18 protein-coding genes are annotated in these 19,059 nt (G+C 54.1%); 4 read left to right on the top strand and 14 right to left on the bottom strand.

Annotated features, from left to right (window positions below):
• The 9 genes from ABWP27_RS07505 to pstS all read right to left on the bottom strand — a co-directional run.
• A partial coding sequence (locus tag ABWP27_RS07505) for a cbb3-type cytochrome c oxidase subunit I (RefSeq protein WP_353155313.1) occupies window positions 1-1,466 on the bottom strand: 1,466 nt, incomplete at its 3' end.
• A 16-nt stretch (window positions 1,467-1,482) separates the two neighbouring features.
• A complete protein-coding gene (locus tag ABWP27_RS07500) occupies window positions 1,483-2,685 on the bottom strand; it encodes a c-type cytochrome (protein WP_353155312.1) in 1,203 nt (400 codons plus the stop codon).
• A 434-nt stretch (window positions 2,686-3,119) separates the two neighbouring features.
• Window positions 3,120-4,412 carry a phosphate regulon sensor histidine kinase PhoR gene (gene phoR / locus ABWP27_RS07495; protein ID WP_353155311.1) on the bottom strand — a complete coding sequence of 431 codons (1,293 nt, stop codon included), beginning with the start codon at window positions 4,410-4,412 and terminating at the stop codon, window positions 3,120-3,122.
• A 17-nt stretch (window positions 4,413-4,429) separates the two neighbouring features.
• Entirely contained in the window at window positions 4,430-5,119 is a 690-nt protein-coding gene (locus tag ABWP27_RS07490) for a response regulator (RefSeq protein WP_353155309.1), read from the bottom strand.
• Between the two features lie 4 nt (window positions 5,120-5,123).
• Window positions 5,124-5,834 carry a phosphate signaling complex protein PhoU gene (gene phoU / locus ABWP27_RS07485; RefSeq protein ID WP_353155307.1) on the bottom strand — a complete coding sequence of 237 codons (711 nt, stop codon included), beginning with the start codon at window positions 5,832-5,834 and terminating at the stop codon, window positions 5,124-5,126.
• Window positions 5,835-5,917: 83 nt separating this feature from the next.
• Window positions 5,918-6,700, bottom strand: a complete 783-nt coding sequence (gene pstB, locus ABWP27_RS07480) for a phosphate ABC transporter ATP-binding protein PstB (RefSeq protein WP_353155305.1) — start codon at window positions 6,698-6,700, stop codon at window positions 5,918-5,920.
• Between the two features lie 18 nt (window positions 6,701-6,718).
• Window positions 6,719-7,591 carry a phosphate ABC transporter permease PstA gene (gene pstA / locus ABWP27_RS07475; protein ID WP_353155303.1) on the bottom strand — a complete coding sequence of 291 codons (873 nt, stop codon included), beginning with the start codon at window positions 7,589-7,591 and terminating at the stop codon, window positions 6,719-6,721.
• Complete coding sequence (gene pstC, locus ABWP27_RS07470; protein WP_502905327.1) at window positions 7,588-8,580, bottom strand: phosphate ABC transporter permease subunit PstC; 993 nt, start codon at window positions 8,578-8,580, stop codon at window positions 7,588-7,590. Before pstC ends, pstA begins: the two co-directional genes overlap by 4 nt.
• Before the next feature lie 145 nt (window positions 8,581-8,725).
• The gene (pstS, locus tag ABWP27_RS07465; RefSeq protein WP_353155301.1) at window positions 8,726-9,769 is read right to left on the bottom strand and encodes a phosphate ABC transporter substrate-binding protein PstS; all 1,044 of its coding nucleotides are present in this window, start codon (window positions 9,767-9,769) and stop codon (window positions 8,726-8,728) included.
• 178 nt (window positions 9,770-9,947) lie between these two features.
• On the opposite strand from pstS, the gene ppk1 reads away from it, so the two are divergent.
• Window positions 9,948-12,047 carry a polyphosphate kinase 1 gene (gene ppk1, locus ABWP27_RS07460; protein ID WP_353155314.1) on the top strand — a complete coding sequence of 700 codons (2,100 nt, stop codon included), beginning with the start codon at window positions 9,948-9,950 and terminating at the stop codon, window positions 12,045-12,047.
• 3 nt (window positions 12,048-12,050) lie between these two features.
• Entirely contained in the window at window positions 12,051-12,521 is a 471-nt protein-coding gene (gene sixA / locus ABWP27_RS07455; protein WP_353155299.1) for a phosphohistidine phosphatase SixA, read from the top strand.
• A 172-nt stretch (window positions 12,522-12,693) separates the two neighbouring features.
• On the opposite strand, the gene ABWP27_RS07450 is transcribed toward sixA, so the two are convergent.
• A complete protein-coding gene (locus ABWP27_RS07450; protein ID WP_353155298.1) occupies window positions 12,694-12,915 on the bottom strand; it encodes a DUF1059 domain-containing protein in 222 nt (73 codons plus the stop codon).
• 260 nt (window positions 12,916-13,175) lie between these two features.
• On the opposite strand from ABWP27_RS07450, the gene ABWP27_RS07445 reads away from it, so the two are divergent.
• A complete protein-coding gene (locus ABWP27_RS07445; protein WP_353155296.1) occupies window positions 13,176-14,225 on the top strand; it encodes an asparaginase in 1,050 nt (349 codons plus the stop codon).
• Between the two features lie 102 nt (window positions 14,226-14,327).
• Here the strand turns inward: ABWP27_RS07445 and ABWP27_RS07440 are convergent, their stop codons facing one another.
• The 4 genes from ABWP27_RS07440 to ABWP27_RS07425 form a co-directional block, all read right to left on the bottom strand.
• Window positions 14,328-15,365, bottom strand: coding sequence for a glycosyltransferase family 4 protein (locus ABWP27_RS07440; protein ID WP_353155294.1), 1,038 nt, complete (start codon window positions 15,363-15,365; stop codon window positions 14,328-14,330).
• A complete protein-coding gene (locus ABWP27_RS07435; RefSeq protein ID WP_353155292.1) occupies window positions 15,347-16,219 on the bottom strand; it encodes a UDP-2,3-diacylglucosamine diphosphatase in 873 nt (290 codons plus the stop codon). Before ABWP27_RS07435 ends, ABWP27_RS07440 begins: the two co-directional genes overlap by 19 nt.
• Window positions 16,216-17,007 (bottom strand): GNAT family N-acetyltransferase, encoded by a 792-nt coding sequence (locus tag ABWP27_RS07430; RefSeq protein WP_353155290.1) that lies wholly within the window; start codon window positions 17,005-17,007, stop codon window positions 16,216-16,218. Before ABWP27_RS07430 ends, ABWP27_RS07435 begins: the two co-directional genes overlap by 4 nt.
• A gap of 186 nt (window positions 17,008-17,193) precedes the next feature.
• Complete coding sequence (locus ABWP27_RS07425; protein WP_353155288.1) at window positions 17,194-17,724, bottom strand: hypothetical protein; 531 nt, start codon at window positions 17,722-17,724, stop codon at window positions 17,194-17,196.
• A gap of 226 nt (window positions 17,725-17,950) precedes the next feature.
• Between ABWP27_RS07425 and ABWP27_RS07420 the strand changes: the two genes are divergently transcribed.
• Window positions 17,951-19,059: ABC transporter substrate-binding protein (locus ABWP27_RS07420; RefSeq protein WP_353155286.1), on the top strand; the 1,109-nt coding region annotated here is incomplete at its 3' end.

Genomic DNA, 19,059 nt, shown 5'->3' with positions numbered 1-19,059 from the left:
ATGGTGATAAATGTATTGAGCGTATGCGCCGACTGCGGGATGAATTGATAGCCATCGAAGTTGTAATAGCGGCGCGGCATGCCAAGCATGCCGAGATAATGCATGGGGAAGAAGATCGCATAGGTGCCGACGAAGGTGATCCAGAAATGCAGCTTGCCCAGCGTGTCGTTCAGCATGCGTCCGGTCACTTTCGGATACCAGTGATAGATGCCGCCGAAGACGACCAATATCGGTGCCACGCCCATCACCATATGGAAGTGCGCCACCACAAAGTAGGTATTCGACAAGGGAATATCGACGCTGACATTACCCAGAAACAGTCCGGTCAAGCCACCGATCAAAAAGGTGCTGATGAACGCCAGCGCAAACAGCATGGGCACAGACAAATGTATATCGCCACGCCACAAGGTAAGCAACCAGTTGTACACCTTGATCGCGGTCGGCACCGCAATGATCAGCGTAGTCGTTGCGAAGAAAAAGCCGAAGTAGGGATTCATCCCGCTGACGAACATGTGGTGCGCCCACACCACTACCGACAACACACCGATCGCAAGTATCGCCCACACCATCATCCGGTAACCGAAGATGCTTTTACGCGCATGCACGCTGATCAGATCGGACACGATGCCGAACGCAGGCAACGCCACGATGTACACCTCGGGATGGCCGAAGAACCAGAACAAGTGCTGGAACAGCAGCGGGCTGCCGCCGGTGTATTGCGTCACCTGTCCCATCGAGACGATCGCCGGCATGAAGAAACTCGTGCCTAGCGTTTTGTCGAGCAACATCATGATGCCGCTGACAAACAGCGCGGGAAAAGCCAGCAAGGCAAGTATCGTGGCAACGAAAATACCCCATACGGTCAGCGGCATGCGCAGCAGCGTCATGCCTTCTGTGCGCGCCTGCAAGACAGTCGTCACATAATTCAAGCCGCCCATGGTCGCCGCCACGATAAAAATCAGCAGCGATACCAGCATCAGAATGATGCCCCAGTCATGCCCGGGCGTGCCCTGCAAAATCGCTTGCGGCGGATACAGCGTCCAGCCGGCACCGGTAGGACCACCCACCACGAAGAAACTGGCCATCAATACCAGCACAGACAGCAGGTACACCCAAAAACTCAACATATTCAGATAGGGAAAAACCATGTCCCGCGCCCCCACCATCAGCGGAATCAGGTAATTGCCAAAGCCGCCGAGGAATAATGCCGTGAGCAGATAGATCACCATGATCATGCCGTGCATGGTCATGAACTGGTAGTAGTGCGCCGCATCGATGAAGGCGAAGCGGCCGGGGAAACCCAGCTGCAAACGCATCAGGTTCGACAGCGCCACGCCGACCAGCCCCACCGCGATGGCGACGCTGGCATATTGAATCGCAATCACCTTGTGATCCTGGCTCCATACATATTTGGTCCAGAAACCCTGGGGGGCATGGTCCTGCGTATCGTGCTCGGAATAAGACATGAGATCTCCTCTTTGCTTATTGCTGCCTCGTGTACTGCGAACTTTGTTGTGCACCTTGCGACGAATTTTTCTCGATCTTTGGCGGCGCGCTTTTTCCGGCAGCACCCAGGGATTCAATATAGACAATCAACGCAGCAAGTTCCGCATCCGACATCTCCAGCTTCGGCATGATGGGAGCAAAACCTTTGACGACCTGCGCCTGCGGATCGATGATGGATTTCTTCAGGTACGCTTCATCGACCAGCACGCTACTGCCATCGCTCAGGCTTGTCGTGTGGCCGAACAGGTTTTTCCAGCTTGGGCCAACCCCGCTGCTGCCATCCAGCGAATGGCAAGCTACGCAACCTTTGGATTGCGCCAGCTGTTTACCTGTCTCCAGTTTGGCATCGGGTGCACTCTGATCGTGTGCGCCGGCAACAACGGCAGGTGCAGCCATCGTCATTGCAAAAGTCGGTTGCCCTTGCAACCATTTTTGAAACGCTGCCTCATCCTCGACTACCACCACGCCGCGCATTGTGTAATGACCGACGCCGCACAATTGCGCGCAGAGAATTTCATAACGCCCCGCTTTGGTCGGCGTAAACCAGAAACTGGTCACCATGCCCGGCACCATATTCATGCGTGCGCGAAACTGCGGCACATAGAAATCGTGCAATACATCTTGTGAACGCAAGAGCATCTTCACCGGCTTGTTGAGCGGCAGATGCACTTCATTGCTATTGATCAGGATATTGTTTTGCCCGTTCGGGTCTTTAGGATCCAGGCCGAAGGGATTGGCTGCGCTCACCAGGCGCGCATCGCTCAAGCCCAGCTTGCCATTCTGGTCGGGGAAACGAAAACGCCACTGCCATTGCTGGCCCAGAACTTCCAGATGCAGCGCATCCGGTGGCGGCTTGATATAGGCAGCATAAACAAATAAACCGGGGGCCAGCAACGCCATGATTGCCAGCGTAGTGCCGCCTATCAACCAGCGTTCCAGCTTTTTATTATCCGGCGCATAGGCAGCCCGACTGCCTTCGCGATGGCGAAAGCGCAGCAGCATATAGACCAGGAAAAAATTGATGGCAATAAAGAAAACGCCGGTGATCACAAAAGTAATCGCCAGCGTATCGTCCATCTGTTGCCAATTGGAAGCCAGCGGTGTCAGCCGCCACGGGCTGAGAAAATGAAACAGCACCGAACCGACCACAAGCACGACGAGAACGATGGAGATAACCATGCCGATTCCCTTGCTCACCAATGGAGCCGCCGAAATTGCGTAGCAGGACGGCCTTGTTACATCGACTCCGATATCAAGCTGCGGTGCCTACGCGTGTTGCCTTGCGGCAGAAAATACCTGCCACACAATTGCCGACACCCGTAATGCGAGCGCACACCAGACAAGATGAGTATAGACAACATGCTTGCAATTTCAATATAGGCAGGCGCACAGACGAGCGCCCGAGAATACGGCGCGATTGTATCGAGTACCTATGCGTTTTTTCAGGCAGATTCAGGATTGCCGCAGGTCAATATACCCGCCAGAAACTCACCAGTTGGCGAAGAAATGAGGCGGGTATGATCGCAAGGGCTTGCAGTTAGGAAAAACATCGATCGATCGGGATCAAATACCAAACATGTCCGGATATCTGGTAAATATCCTGTACAGCAAGACTATGCCGGCAAATTGACTGTTTTGAATTGCACGCTGAAAGTACTGCCGACATCCGGCTGCGACTCAATTGCCAGCACGGCCCCATGCCTCAGCAGCACATGCTTGACGATTGCCAGACCCAGACCGGTGCCCTGGGTTTCCCGTGAACGGCTTTTATCCACACGGTAAAACCGCTCGGTCAAACGCACAAGATGCTCGGGACGCATCCCTATACCGTTGTCTTTTACCGAGAACTGCGGCCCGGCTGCAGAGTTTTGCCATTTGATATCGATACGGCCGTGTACCGGCGTATACCGTACGGCATTGGAAACCAGATTGCTGAAGGCGCTGCGCAGTTCGTCGGTGCTGCCTTCAATATCGGGGCCGTCTATCGTCAGGGAAATGACATGGCGTCCGCCGGACAAGGCTTCGGCTTCCTGCCTGATTTGCTCCAGCAGATTGTGGATGTTGACGTGTTCCGGACGCAGCGGATAGTCGATCGATTCCAGCCTGGTCAAAGTCAGCATATCCTCCACCAGATTTTGCATGCGTTCGCCCTGCTCTATCATCAGCTTCAGATGCGACATGCGTATGGTCTGATCTAGATCGGGCTGGGCCTGGGCGATTTCCAGGAAGCCGTTGATGACGGTCAACGGTGTACGCAGCTCGTGCGAGGCGTTGGCGATAAAGTCGCGGCGCATCATTTCGATACGTTCGGATTCGGTTGCATCGTGCGTGACCAGAATCTGGCGGCGATTTTCAAACGGAATGATCTGCACGATCAGCTTGCGATCTTTCAGACTGAGCGTGAGCGGCTGTTCATAGCGACCGAGGATGATGTAGTCGATGAAGTCCGGACTGCGAATCAGGTTGGTGACGCGCATGCCCTTATCGCGACCGTTGTTCAGGCCCAGATGCCGTTCCGCTGCCGGATTGCACCATTCAAGGAACAATACGTCATCCATGATGACCACACCGTCGGGCAGCAGGCTCATCGCCTGCCGGAAGCGCGCCAGCCATTCGGTCAGCTCGGTACGATTACGTTCATCGTCACGCCGCAAGCGATACAGGCGCGAGAAAATATCTGTCCATGCACCCCAGCCGTCGGGCAGCTTTTCACTATCCGGATGGTCCAGCCAGCCGCTTAGCAGATAAAGGTAATTGAGCTGGACAACGATCAGCACAATCAGACAGATGATCGCCACCGCCAGGCCGATAATCGGGCCGAAAAAATACCAGGTCAGGCCGGAGGCAATGAGAATAAAGGATAGTCGCAGGGCTGCGGGTATCCAGAACAGCAGTTGAGGATTCATAGACGGCTGGCTCTGCCTTATTTTTCTGAGAGCATATAGCCTACACTACGCACCGTTTTGATCAAATGTTCTGCATCCTTCAATGCCTTGCGCAAGCGCAGCACATGAACATCGACCGTGCGCTCTTCGATCACCACATGATCGCCCCACACCTTGTCGAGCAGCTGACTGCGCGAGAAAACGCGATCGGGATGCGCCAGAAGAAATTTCAGCAACTTGAATTCGGCATGGCCGATATCGATTTTTTCATCATTCATGCTGACGCTGCAACTGACTGGATCGAGACTGATATTCCCGGCCGTCATCAGGGTTTGCGCATGCTCGGGCGTCTTGCGGCGCAGCAGCGCATTGATGCGCGCTGTCAGTTCGCGTGGTGAAAACGGCTTGGTAACGTAATCATCGGCACCGTTATCCAGGCCGGCGATCTTGTCTTCTTCCATGCTTTTCGCGGTCAGCATGATGATAGGCAATTCATTGAACTGCCTGTCCGCACGAATACGCGACAGCAGGCGCAAGCCGCTTTGATCCGGCAACATCCAGTCAAGCAGGATCAGTTGCGGCAGACGCTGCTGGATGAAATCCCAGGCTTCGCCGGCAGTTTGCACGGCGGCGACGTTCCAGCCGGCGCCCTTCAATGTGAACGTCACCAGTTCAATAATCGGCGGTTCATCTTCAACAATCAGTATCGTGGGTTTTTCAGCAGCCATAGTTTTAGTTGGTCGTACGATCTTCCAATTGCGATGCAGCGTAGTCGGTATGGCGAATGTCCTTGCCTTCAACGATGTAGATCACGTATTCGGCGATATTCTTTGCATGATCGCCGATGCGTTCGATGGCCTTGGCAACCCACAATGTATCCAGCGCGCCGGAAATGGTACGGGGATCTTCCATCATGAAAGTGATCAGATTGCGCATGATGGAGCGGAATTCATGGTTGACTACCTCATCCTGCGCAATCAGCTGAATGGCCTGCTTGCCATCGAGGCGCGCAAACGCATCCAGTGCATCATGCAGCATATTGCCGGCACTGGCAGCCATCACGCGTATGGTTTCGTAATGATTGATGGTCGTCACGCCGCGTTCGCTGATGCTCTTGGCCGACCGTGCGATCTTGGTCGATTCATCGCCTATGCGTTCCAGATCGGTGATGACCTTGATGGTGGCCATCACGGTACGCAGATCGTTTGCCGCCGGCTGGCGTTTGACAATCAGATGGCTGCAGGCATCGTCCAGCGACACTTCCAGCCGGTTGACGTCCTGATCCACCTGGATGACCTGCTCGGCCAGCGTGACATTGCCGCTCTTGAAGCTCGCTACCGCGTCTTTAAACTGGTTTTCAACAAGGCCGCCCATCAGCAGGACCTTGGAACGGATGGTCTCCAGATCCATATCGTACTGCTTGGAAGAGTGTTCGCCGGACATCAGGATTCTCCTAGATAAATTCTGTTTGATCGTCGCGCGCAGGTTTTTGTCTCCTGCCTGCGCAATATTGTTTTTTTGCCGAATCAGCCGAAGCGACCGGTAATGTAGTCCTGCGTATCTTTCTTGTTTGGATTCATGAATATCTGATCGGTTTCGCCGAATTCAACCAGTTCACCCAGATACATGTAAGCGGTGTAATCGGAACAGCGCGCTGCCTGCTGCATATTGTGCGTGACGATGGCGATCGTGTAATCACCCTTCAGCTCGCTGATCAGTTCCTCGATTTTTGCAGTCGAGATCGGATCCAGCGCCGAGGTCGGCTCATCCAGCAACAGCACATCCGGCTTGACCGCCACGCCGCGTGCGATGCACAGACGCTGCTGCTGGCCGCCGGACAGGCTGAGGCCGCTCTTGTTCAGCTTGTCCTTGACCTCTGTCCACAGTGCCGCCTTGTTCAGCGCCCATTCGACGCGTTCATCCATTTCGCCTTTCGGCAGGTTTTCATACAGGCGCACGCCGAAGGCGATATTGTCGTAGACCGACATCGGGAACGGCGTCGGCTTCTGGAACACCATGCCGACCTTGGCGCGCAGCATGTTGACGTCCTGGCCCGGCTCGAGAATATTCTTGCCGTGATAAATGATCTTGCCTTCCGCACGTTGCCCCGGATACAAGTCGTACATGCGGTTGAAGGTGCGCAGCAGCGTCGATTTACCGCAGCCGGAGGGGCCGATGAAAGCGGTTACCTTCTTGTCGTGAATATCCAGATTGATATTCTTCAAGCCCTGGAAATTTCCGTAGAAAAAATTCAGGTTGGCAATTTCGAGAGTCTTTTTTGTCATGTCCACAGACGTTTGAGTAGTCATAGTGTTGGTCTGAAAAAATCAGTTATTTATTTTTTGATTGAACAGCGAGCGCGACAGGATGTTGAGGGCCAGTACGCTGAAGGTAATCAGCAAGGCGCCACCCCATGCCAGTGAACGCCAGTTATCGTAAGGGCTCATCGCAAACTGGTAAATCACCACCGGCAGATTCGCCATAGGCGCATTCATGTTGGCGCTGTAGAACTGGTTGTTCAATGCAGTAAACAAGAGCGGTGCGGTTTCGCCCGAGATGCGCGCCACTGCCAGCAGCACACCGGTAATCACCCCCGCCTTGACTGCACGCAAACGCACGAAGGTAGCAACCCGCCAGCGCGGTGCACCGAGTGCAAAAGCAGCTTCGCGCAGGCTGGTCGGTACCAGGTTCAGCATATTGTCGGTGGTACGCACGACGACCGGAATGGCAATCAGCGAGATCGCAAAGCTGCCGGCCCAGCCGGAGAAATGCTTGACGTTCGCCACGTAGATTGCATAGATGAACAAACCGATCACGATAGATGGCGCCGACAGCATGATGTCGGTAACAAAGCGCGTCACTTTGGCAAACCAGCTGACTTCGCCATATTCGGCAAGATAGATGCCGGCCAGAATCCCGATTGGCGTGCTGATGAAAACGGCCGCGCCTACCATCAGCAGACTGCCGACAATCGCATTCATCAAGCCGCCGCCATCGCTACCCGGCGCCGGCGTAGTTTGCGTAAAGATCGCCAGATTGATGGCCCCCACACCCTTGATCAGCAGCGTGAACAAAATCCACATCAGGAAGAACAGGCCCAGCACCATCGCCAGGAAGGACAAGGCAATGCCGACACGGTGTATCAACAGGCGTTTGCGGTAGACCGGATTCATCGGTTCTTTAAAAGCTTCGTTCTTCATTTGGCACCTTCCTTGCGGGACATGCCCATCAACATCAACTTGGCAGCCGACAGCACGATAAAGGTAATCACGAACAGGATCAAACCAAGCGCAAACAGCGAGGACACGTGCAGCACCGATTCCGCTTCGGCAAATTCATTCGCCAGCGTCGATGCAATACTGTTACCCGCCGCGAACAGCGACCATGACAGTTTGTGCGCATTGCCGATCACAAAGGTAATCGCCATCGTCTCGCCGAGCGCCCGTCCCAGGCCCAGCATGACGCCGCCGACCACGCCGATGCGGGTATAAGGCAGGACGACCTTGCGTACCACTTCCCACTTGGTGCAACCGAGCGCGTAGGCAGATTCCTTCAATACCGGCGGCACGATTTCAAACACATCGCGCATCACCGAGGCAATGAAGGGAATGATCATGACGGCGAGGATAATGCCGGCTGCCAGTATGCCTATGCCCATCATCGGCCCCTTGAACAATTGACCGATCACGGGAACATTGCCCAGCGTGGAAGCCAGGGCCGGCTGGATGTAATCGGCGAACAGCGGAGCAAACACGAACAAGCCCCACATGCCGTAAATGATGCTCGGCACGCCGGCCAGCAGTTCAACGGCAGTTCCCAGCGGCCGTTTCAGCCAGGCCGGGCAGATTTCAGTGAGGAATAATGCAATACCGAAGCTGATCGGAAATGCGATCAGCAAGGCAATGAATGAGGTAAGCAAAGTGCCGACGATGGCAATCGCCGCGCCGTATTTGTCGTTGACGGGATCCCATTCAACGCTGGCTATGAAAGGCAAGCCGAATTCTTTTAATGCGGGCCATGCACCTATCATCAGGGATGCAATGATGCCGAGTAAAACGAACAACACGCTCAGCGCGAAGATGAACGTGATTTTGTGAAACAGAAAATCCTGCAGCCGCTGCTTGCGCATCGTTGCCATCAGCGCCTTGCTGAAGACACCACTGTCAGTGTTTTCTTTATCAGGATTCATTGCGTGGGTAGAAAGTGCGTTGGGGGTTGCGCTCATAATATTGGGTAGCTAATTTGGTAGCTGAATAAGGCTGTCGCCATGTCGAACCAGTTGCATGCATCATGGCGACAGCCCTTGTAACGTTAAACAGCGATAACAGCAGTTTTTACCAAACAGCCTTGCCGGAAGCGTCTTTCACATTTGCTTTCCAGGATTCCTGAACTTGTTTCACGACCGCAGGCGGCATCGCAACATAGTCCAGTTCGGCAGCCATTGCACCACCGTTTTTGTAAGACCAGTCGAAGAATTTCAACACTTCTTTTGCACGTTCAGCCGATGCCTGCGATTTGTGCAAGAGGATGAACGATGCGCCTGTGATAGGCCAGCTGGCTTTGCCAACCTGGTTGGTCAGAACCACGCCCATGCCTGGAGTTTTCGCCCAGTTTGCGCCTGCCGCTGCAGCCTTGAAGCTGTCGTCGTCCGGTTGCACGAATTGGCCATCACGGTTTTTCAACTGGGTGTGCGACATCTTGTTCTTTTTGGCATATGCGTATTCAACATAGCCGATCGAACCCTTGATACGCTGTACGTTGGCTGCAACGCCTTCGTTACCCTTGCCGCCTACGCCTGCCGGCCATTTGACTGCAGTACCTGCACCAACCGTTGCTTTGAACTCGGCATTGGTTTGCGACAGGAAATCTGTCCACAGGAAAGTCGTGCCCGATCCATCCGAACGGTGAACAACAGTGATATCTGCATCAGGCAATTTCACGCCTGGGTTCAGCGATGTCAATTGTGCATCGTTCCATTTGACGATCTTGCCGAGGTAGATGCCAGCGATGACATCCGACGTCAATTTCAACTGACCTGGCGCAACGCCGTCCACGTTCACGATAGGCACGACGCCGCCCATGATCGCCGGGAATTGCAACAGGCCTTCCGATTCCAGATCTTCAGCCTTCAATGGCATGTCGGAAGCGCCGAAATCAACAGTTTTTGCCTTGATTTGCTTGATACCACCGCCGGAACCGATGGACTGATAGTTCATGCCGGTACCGCTCACTGCCTTATAGGCTTCTGCCCATTTGGAATAAATCGGGTAAGGGAAGGTCGCACCGGCACCAGTAATATCGGCGGCCACTGCGGATGAAAACGCCACTGCTGCACCTGCAGCAACCACGGCGGTTTTAACAAATTGATTCAATCGCATATCTGCTCCTTAGGGTTATCTAAATAAGACAGTGCGAACTTTAGCGAACAATTATGACAGCTTTATGACTTTCCAAAAATCATGTCATAAACTTGATTATGCACAAAAATGGCTGTCATTAAGTTGTCATAATGAGTCACTACACTCTGCGGGATTAGCCATGGCCAAAGTCAAGAAAATGCACAAGAAAGCCACAGCAGACACCGCTTCTGCCCCTCATCTTCCGCAAAGTACAATTTACCTGAACCGGGAATTATCCCAGTTGGCGTTCAATCGCCGCGTACTGGCGCAAGCTGAAAATCCTGCCGTGCCTTTGCTGGAGCGCTTGAAGTATTTATGTATCGTCAGCAACAATCTGGATGAACTGTTTGAAGTACGCATCGCCAGCCTGCTGGCCAACAATCGCCTGGATGGCGAAGTCATCGAACCGCCCGCGCTGTCTGCAGCACTGGCCATCGCTGGTGCTGAATGCCACAAGATCGTCGAGCGCCAGTATCGGGTACTGAATGAAGAAGTGCTGCCGCAACTGGCGCAGCAAGGTATCCATCTATTACGCGATCAGGATCGCAACGAAGCGCAACGCGCCTGGGTCAAGGCCTACTTCGACCGCGAAGTGCGGCCGCTGCTGACGCCGATCGGACTCGATCCGGCACATCCTTTTCCTCAGGTAGTTAACAAGAGCTTGAATTTCATCGTCGAATTGTCCGGCAAGGATGCCTTCGGCCGCGGCACCGCGATTGCAATCCTGAAAGCGCCGCGCGTACTGCCGCGCGTCATCCAGTTGCCGGCTGAACTGTCGAAGAACGGTATTTCATTCTGCCTGCTGTCATCGATTATTCACGCGCACATCAAGGACTTGTTCACCGGACGCGACGTGCTGGCGTATTCGCAATTTCGTGTCACGCGCAACAGCGATTTGTGGGTCGATGAAGAAGAAGTGAAAAATCTGCGGCAAGCCTTGCAGGGAGAGTTGCAAAGCCGCAATTTTGGCGTTGCCGTACGGCTGGAAGTGGCCAAGAACTGTCCGCCACATCTTTCGCAATTTTTGCTGGAACAATTTTCCATCGACAAGAACCGGCTGTATGCGGTGGATGGTCCCGTCAACATGGTGCGCCTGTCGGAATTGATCGAGCACGTCGGCAAGCCTGAACTGCGCTTTCCGCCCTACTCGCCTGCGTATCCGCCCAAGCTGGCGAATGTCGACCTGTTCGACGCCATCAGCAAACACGATGTGCTGCTGCACCACCCGTTCCAGTCCTTCCAGCCGGTGCTGGAATTCATACGTTCGGCCGCACAAGACCCGGACGTGGTGGCGATCAAGCAAACCATCTATCGCACCGGCATGAATTCCGATCTGATGGAATCGCTGATCATCGCCGCGCAACGCGGCAAGGAAGTCACCGTGATCGTCGAGTTGATGGCGCGTTTCGATGAAGAAGCCAATATCAACTGGGCGGACAGGCTGGAACGCGCCGGCGCACAAGTTGTATATGGCGTAGTCGGACTCAAAACACATGCAAAACTGGCGCTGGTGATTCGTCGCGAAGCAGGTGCACTGCGTTATTACGCACATCTGGGCACCGGCAATTATCATCCGAGCACCACCAAGTTTTATACCGATTTCGGCATGCTGACAGCCAATCCGGCACTGGCTACCGAAGTCAATGAAGTTTTCATTCACCTGACCAGCCTGACCAAACCGAAAACACTCACGCATCTGTGGCTGGCGCCGTTTGCCTTGCAAAAGGAATTCATCCGCGCGATCCGCAACGAAGCGAAAATAGCCAAGGCGGGACGCCCCGGCCGCATCATCGCCAAGATGAACGCGTTACTGGATGAATCGGTGATCCGCGCCTTGTATGCGGCGTCGGCAGATGGCGTCAGGATAGATCTGATCGTGCGCGGCGCCTGCGCCTTGCGACCCGGCGTGCCGGGTTTATCCGAAAACATACGCGTACGCTCCATCGTCGGACGTTTTCTCGAGCACAGTCGCATCTATTATTTCCGCAACGATCTGGCGCATGACATTTATCTGTCCAGCGCGGACTGGATGAATCGCAACCTGTTCCGCCGGATTGAAGTCGCATTTCCGATTCTCGATCCCGCCTTGAAAAAACGTGTGATCACGGAAGGTTTGAATCCCTACCTCAAAGATAATATGAATACCTGGGAACTGGATTCCAATGGCGTCTATCAAAAACGTAAACCGCGCGGAAAAGCGAGCGCCTTCAGCGCACAACAACATTTGATGCAGTTGCTGGGCGCACCTGTGGAGTAAATGATGGAATTGATCCTTTGGCGGCATGCAGAAGCGGAATTGGGCGAACCCGATGAAGGCCGTGCATTGACGGCAAAAGGCCACAAGCAGGCATGGAAAATGGCCGAATGGCTGGATCACAACCTGCCCAACAGCTGCAAAATTCTGGTCAGTCCCGCTACTCGTACATTACAGACCGCCGAAGCACTGGGGCGCAAATTCAAGGTCGTCAACGAACTGGCGCCCGGCGCAAGCGCACAACAGATTCTGACTGCGGCGCACTGGCCGGACAGCCGTGAGCCGGTATTGATCATAGGCCATCAACCGACGCTGGGACAAGTCGCCTCGCTGGTCATCAGCGGTAACGTGCAAAACTGGAGCGTACGCAAAGGCAATGCCTGGTGGATAGTGCAACGCGAACGCGAGGAAAATACCGAGCACTATATCCGTGCCGTGATGGCGCCAGAATTGCTGAACAAGGCACAGAACAACTGACGCTGCCGACACGCCGCATGTATCCACACGCCATACAATTCATAACTTCTGTCGTTTTTGACCGTCATGCCAGCGTGCGGCAAGCGCCATGTTCGCGTTGACATGAAGGCTGGGCGCTGTTGTTCCCGCGTTTGCCGCCATATCGCTAGATACACAAGCGCCAGCCATTTGTTCAGGGTGGCATGCCATCCATCACCATGTACTCCGGCGGCGTGCCGTTTTTAAACAGATGCCTGATTTGCTGTCTTAACTCAGGCGTATCCGTATGGTGATGCACGTCCACTGCGTGCTGAACCGCCACCCTCAACAACTCTTCTTCGCTATCGGCTGCGATCGCAACCGAACAATTCATGTCACTGGGAAAGTCCCGGCAATCGATATATTTGCGTGTCATGATCAACTCCATGCTTGATCCGGAAAAGAAAATCGGGCGCTGCGTCATGCGCCGATCTCAGTATAGGAAATATGGCGAACAAGTCGATGCTTAAAAAGTTCGCGCACATGGACATCCAATATCTTCTTTTCATCATGCAACTGCATGCATTAATTTTTGACGATAAAAGACGGTAATATCGTGATGCTCGCATTCCGCGGGTGAAACACCGGGATTGAAATGTTGATTAATTTAATTTCCAAATCAAAGGTAGACAAGCAATGACGAAACTAAAAAAGACCGTACTCAGCCTGTTGTTAGCAGCAACCTTGCCTGCCTTCGCACAAAGCAAACCGGTCGTGCAATTCATTGCAACCGGCGGCACGATTGCAATGAAGATCGATCCGGTAAAAAATGCGCCGGTACCTGCCATTTCCGGCGATGATCTGCTGGCCACCGTACCGGATGTAGCGAAATACGCGAGCATCGAAGTCAACAATCTGTCCAATGTGCCATCGGATTATATGGACCCGACGCGCTGGGTTGCATTGACCAAGGCCGTGCAAGCCGCACTGGATAGACCGGAGGTTGCTGGTGCCATCGTCTCGCACGGTACGGACACGCTGGAAGAAACCGCATACTGGCTGGATTTGACAGTGAAATCCAGCAAACCTGTGATCCTGATCGGCGCCCAGCGCAATGCGTCGGTATCGGACTTCGACGGTCCGCGCAATCTGCTGAACGCGGTACGCATCGCAGTCGATACACAATCCAAGGACAAAGGCGTGTTGCTGGCCATGAACAACCAGATCAATGCGGCGCGTTCGGTCACCAAAACGCACACTGCCAACGTCGAAACATTCAAGTCAGGCGACTTCGGCTTTTTGGGTGAAGTCTATCCGGATCGCGTGATTTACGCTTCCACGCCAGTGCGTCGTCAATACATTCCTATTCGCACGGACAAGATGCCTGAAGTAGAGATTTTCGCCATGTATGGCGGTGCAAACGGTGTAGCCGTGCGCAATGCAGTCGATCGTGGCGTCAAAGGTATCGTGGTCGAGGCTTTGGGCATGGGCAATATGAACGTCGCCATGCTGGATGCCGTGAAATATGCGGTCTCCAAGAAAGTGCCGGTCGTCGTTACCACCCGCGTACACAACGGTCGTGTCATGCCTAGTTACGGCTTTGAAGGTGGTGGCAAGACTTCTTTTGAAGCTGGTGCCGTGATGGCAGACGATTTGAAGGCAGCAAAAGCACGCATCTTGCTGATGCTGTCACTGCAGAACGGCGTAAGCAGCCAAACCGATCTGCAAGCAACATTCAGCCGCTAAGCGCAAGCAAGCCCAGGCATGGAAATATGCCTGGGCTCAGTCGAAGTTCACTACATAAGACGATAGAGTCTTTTTATCTGCACTGAACAAACTGAACGACAGTCATGCCAGCGAAGAGCGCACCGCAGGAATGCGGTTGTTCTTGCGCACCGGATGCAGATGTTGCAGGAACTGCTGGGTCGCCGTATTCCACGAATAACACAGCGCATGGTCCCGCACCACCGACCGCTTTAATTTCAATGCCTCAAAACAGGCAAGCGTCAGATCCGTATCGAGGATGCCGGATTTTCCGTGCGCCACCACATCGATCGGTCCTTCGACCGGATAGGCCGCCACCGGCACGCCACACGCCATCGCCTCGACCAGCACCAGGCCGAAGGTATCGGTGCGGCTCGGGAACACGAACACATCGGCGCAGTTGTAATACGCCGGCAGTGCTTCATGCGGTTTGGCGCCGAGAAAGCGCACGTTCGGATATTTTTTTTCCAGCTCGTCGCGCATCGGACCGTCGCCTATCACCCATTTCGCGCCCGGCAAATCCATTTCGAGGAAAGCCTCGATATTTTTCTCGACTGCAATGCGACCCACGTACAGATAAAGCGGACGCTGCAGCGACACTTCCTCGCGCGGACCCGGTTTGAAATAATTGGTGTCCACACCGCGACTCCATTGCACGACATTCTTGAAGCCGCTCTGCTCCAGCGCATCCTGCATGCGCGGCGTCGGCACCATCACCGCCTTGGCCGGGCCATGAAACCATTTGAGCCAGCGATACGTGACTGCCAGCGGCAGATGAAAGCGGGCCCGCAGATATTCAGGAAAACGGGTGTGATAGGCAGTCGTGAAATCCAGCCCGCGGTTGATGCAGTAACGCCGCGCCGCCAGGCCCATAGGCCCTTCCGTTGCAATGTGTATGCAATCCGCATCGAAATCGTCCAGCGCGGCAGCCACCTTGCCGTAAGGCTTGTAGGCCAGACGAATTTCCGGATAGGTCGGACAGGAATAGCTGCGCATATTCTCCGGCGTCACCATCAGAACCGCATGGCCATTGGCGCGCAACTGCTTGCGCGTGGCCTTCAATGTATTGACGACACCGTTGACTTGCGGTGCCCAGGCATCCGTTACGATGGCGATACGCATAGGTCATTTACCTTTTCATGTTTGGCTGATGTGTGCGGCATTACAATTTCCTGCCAGGTGACAAGCCGCAATTCACCGCTGTATTCCTCGACCAGTGCCGACAGGCTTTCCACCCAGTCGCCGTCGTTGCAGTACGTGATGCCGTCTATGTCCCGAATTTCCGGTTTGTGGATGTGGCCGCAAATCACGCCATCCAGACCACGCCGCTTGGCTTCCGCCGCCAGTGCATTTTCAAACGAAGAAATGTAGCTGACTGCATTCTTCACCTTCAACTTCAAATATTGCGACAGCGACCAGTACGGCAGGCCGGCACGAGCGCGCCAGCTGTTGAGCCACTGATTCCATTTGAGGATCATCGTGTACAGATTGTCGCCAACATAAGCCAGCCACTTGGCGCAAGAGATCACGCCGTCGAAACGGTCACCGTGCAGCACCAGCATCCGTTTGCCCTGTGCCGTCGTATGAATCAATTCATCGCGTACCCGGATGCCGCCAAAATCCAGATCGATGAACTGACGCACCGCTTCATCATGATTGCCAGGCACGAAGATGACTTCGGTACCCTTCCTGGCTTTTTTCAACACCGTTTGCACGACGTTGTTATGCGACTGATCCCAGTACCAGCGACGCTTGAGCTGCCAGCCGTCGATGATGTCACCGACCAGATACAAGGTATCCGATTCGGTCTTGCGCAAAAATTCCAGCAGGCGTTGTGCCTGGCAACCGGTGGTTCCCAGGTGAACGTCTGAAATCCAGATCGTACGAAATTTATGCGGATCACGTGGTTTTTCACGTGTATTGCCAGTGTCCGCATCGATGAAATCTTTCGTCAGGAACTGGTCGCGTGGTTTCATGCTGGCGCATCCTCTTTCGCTTCGTCTTTTGCACCATCCTTGAGATAGTGACGCGCATAACGGCTGTCGAGTTTCGCCAGCGGCAGCATCATGAACAGATCGGCGCTGTGGAAATCAGGATCCCATGCCGGTTCACCGCAGATCCACGCACCGCTGCGCAGATAGCCCTTGATCAATGCCGGCATCTCCGGCTTGTGACCGGCTTCGCGTGCTGCAATCGGAAATGGCAGATGCGGCTTGACGCGATATTCGGCTGGCGCAAGATTGGTCTCGGCAATCGCGTGATACAGCGCGGCCGCATTATGACCGCCATCCGCCAGGCTGATGCTGGCGCAACCGATCAGGTATTCGCATTTTTCCTTTTGCATGAAGGCTGCGATCCCTGCCCACAGCATCATGATGACGGCACCACTGCGGTATTTTGGGTGGATGCAGGCACGACCTGCTTCGGCAATACGGCCGCGCAGATTGTCGAGCCGGCTCAGATCGAATTCCTGCTCGGAGTAAAAACCGCCACTCTTGCGCGCGGCTTGCGGGCTGAGCACGCGATAGGTGCCAACCACTTTGAGAGTAGTCGAGTCGCGTACGATCAGGTGATCGCAATACGCATCATATTCATCCTTGTCGAGGCGTTCATCGTTTGCCAGTGCGGTCAAACCCATGCCTTCGATAAAGACCTTGTAACGCAAACGCTGTACTTCCCGCACTTCTTCCGGCGTGCTGGCCATGCTCAAGGTCAGTCTTGGGGAAGCGGAGTTCGTATCGGCAGAAGCATTCAGTAATCGCATGTGTCGTCCTTTATATTGTGACGAGCCAAGCGTAACTGGTGATTACTTCAGCAAAATGACAGGAGCATGTCATTTTCATGACACGACAACAGTACCGGGATGCAATAAAAAAGCCGACGCATGTGCATCGGCTTCAACTTTCACTTGCCGCGCAGCACACTCTCTGGCGTGCTGCACATCATGCGCTTACTTGTCCTTCTTGGGACGGCCGGCCTTGATTGGCGCCAGTGCGGAAATCACGGCATTCAGACGGCTCAGTTCCATTGTCTTGATCAGGGCAACACCGGCGCGCAACAGCTCGCTTTTCTTGACCGATACGCCGGATTTCAAAAAGGCTTTTTTAACGTCGCTCAATACCTGGTATTCCACTTCCGGCATCGTGAAGCTGTCTCTGACGAGCTTGGATTTCTTGACCTTCTCTTTGGATGGCGCGACCGGCTTGGCAACTTGCGGCGCTTTGGCGCTTGTCGTTGCTACAGGCTTGGTTGTAGGCTTGGCCACTGGTTTTTTGGCTGCTGCGTTATTGGCAACCGTCTTTTTAACCGCAGGTTTGGCTGTTTTACGGGACGTATTCTTGGGCGCAACGGTCGACTTCGTTACAGGCGCTGCCGATTTTGCGGCAACTTCCTTGGCTGCAGGCTGGACTGCCTTTTTTGCCACTGCTTTTTTTACCGCCGTCTTTTTGACTGGCGCCTTGACTGTATTTTCTACCGACACAATGCACTCCTTTTTATAAATAGTATAAATAATATATATAGTTTATTCCATCAATGCAAGCCGATTGAAATTACACACCTGCTGCACCAGCATATTCATTCGCCCCTGGCTTGCCTATCGCGGCTAAATTTCCTTTCCTCACTTGTTGTATTCCGTCTCAATTCATCGTCAGGTCATAATTCCCAAGCAGAATCCCCGTCTGATCCGACAACCCTCCTGCCTATTCATGATCTTTCGATTCCTGTGCTCATTCTCTGTCGCTGCGACAGTCTTCCTGATGCCTTCTGCCGCGTTTTCTGCAGATGAAACCATCGTCATCGGCCAGGCCATCGATTTATCCAGTCCGAATGCCGCCATCGGGCGCGACTATGTCGCCGGTATCAAAACCTATTTCGATGCGCTCAATGCCGCCGGCGGCATTGCCGGCAAAAAGATTCGTTACATCGCACGCGACGACCAGGCGACGCCGGCCGTTGCAGTCAGAGTCGTGACCGAATTGATCGAGCGCGAACAGGTCGACTTCCTGCTTGGCGGTGTGGGTGACAAGGTGACACAGGCGGTGCTGAATGCGCCGGCCTTCAAACGCAGCAATCTGGTTTTATTTGCGCCCCTGGTCGATGCCGTCGAGTTGAACGACAGCCGTGTTTTATTCTGGCGCCCGACTTATCTGCAGGAAGTGCGGCATATTCTTTCGCATTTCGCGCCGCTGGGAATCAAGAATGTCGGCATTGTTTATCAGGATGGGCCATCCACGCAGGAGGCGTTTCGCAGCCTCTCCGGCGAATTGCGTGGGCGCGGTTTGACTCTGAGCGGCACGCTGCGTTTAGGCGATAACGAAAAACAGAATTCCCAGGAAGTCGCCCGGCTTGCCGCGACCAAACCGGGTTTTGTCATCGTGATTGCCGATACGATCAGCACCTCACTGTTTCTCAAGGAATTCCGCAAGTTTTCGCCGCAAACCTATGTAACCGGAACCTCACTGATCAACCTGGATACCTTGCGCGAACTGGCCGGTGCCCGTGCGGTGGAATGGACGGTATTTTCACAAGTGGTGCCGAATCCCAATGCAGGCAAAAGCGCGATTCAGCTCGAACATTTGTCGATGATGAAAAAATATCGCGACGAGCCACCTTCATCGCTGACGCTGGAAGGATTCGTCATCGCCAAGGCACTGACCAGGGCAATTCAGAAATCGAAGCGCCCGATGCGCATGGCTTTGCAGGATTTGCTGGCGCAGGATATCGATATCGATCTTGGCGGCCTGGGAATCAGCTCCTCCGGCAAGAACAACCATCTTTCCAATTACGTCGATATTGCGCTATTCAAGAAAAACGG

The sequence above is a fragment of the Herminiimonas fonticola genome, assembly GCF_040395855.1.
GTDB classification, from domain to species: Bacteria; Pseudomonadota; Gammaproteobacteria; order Burkholderiales; family Burkholderiaceae_D; genus Oxalicibacterium; species Oxalicibacterium fonticola_A.
The sequence above is the reverse complement of the archived record's forward strand: the minus strand, read 5'-3'. Positions and strand labels throughout refer to the sequence as shown.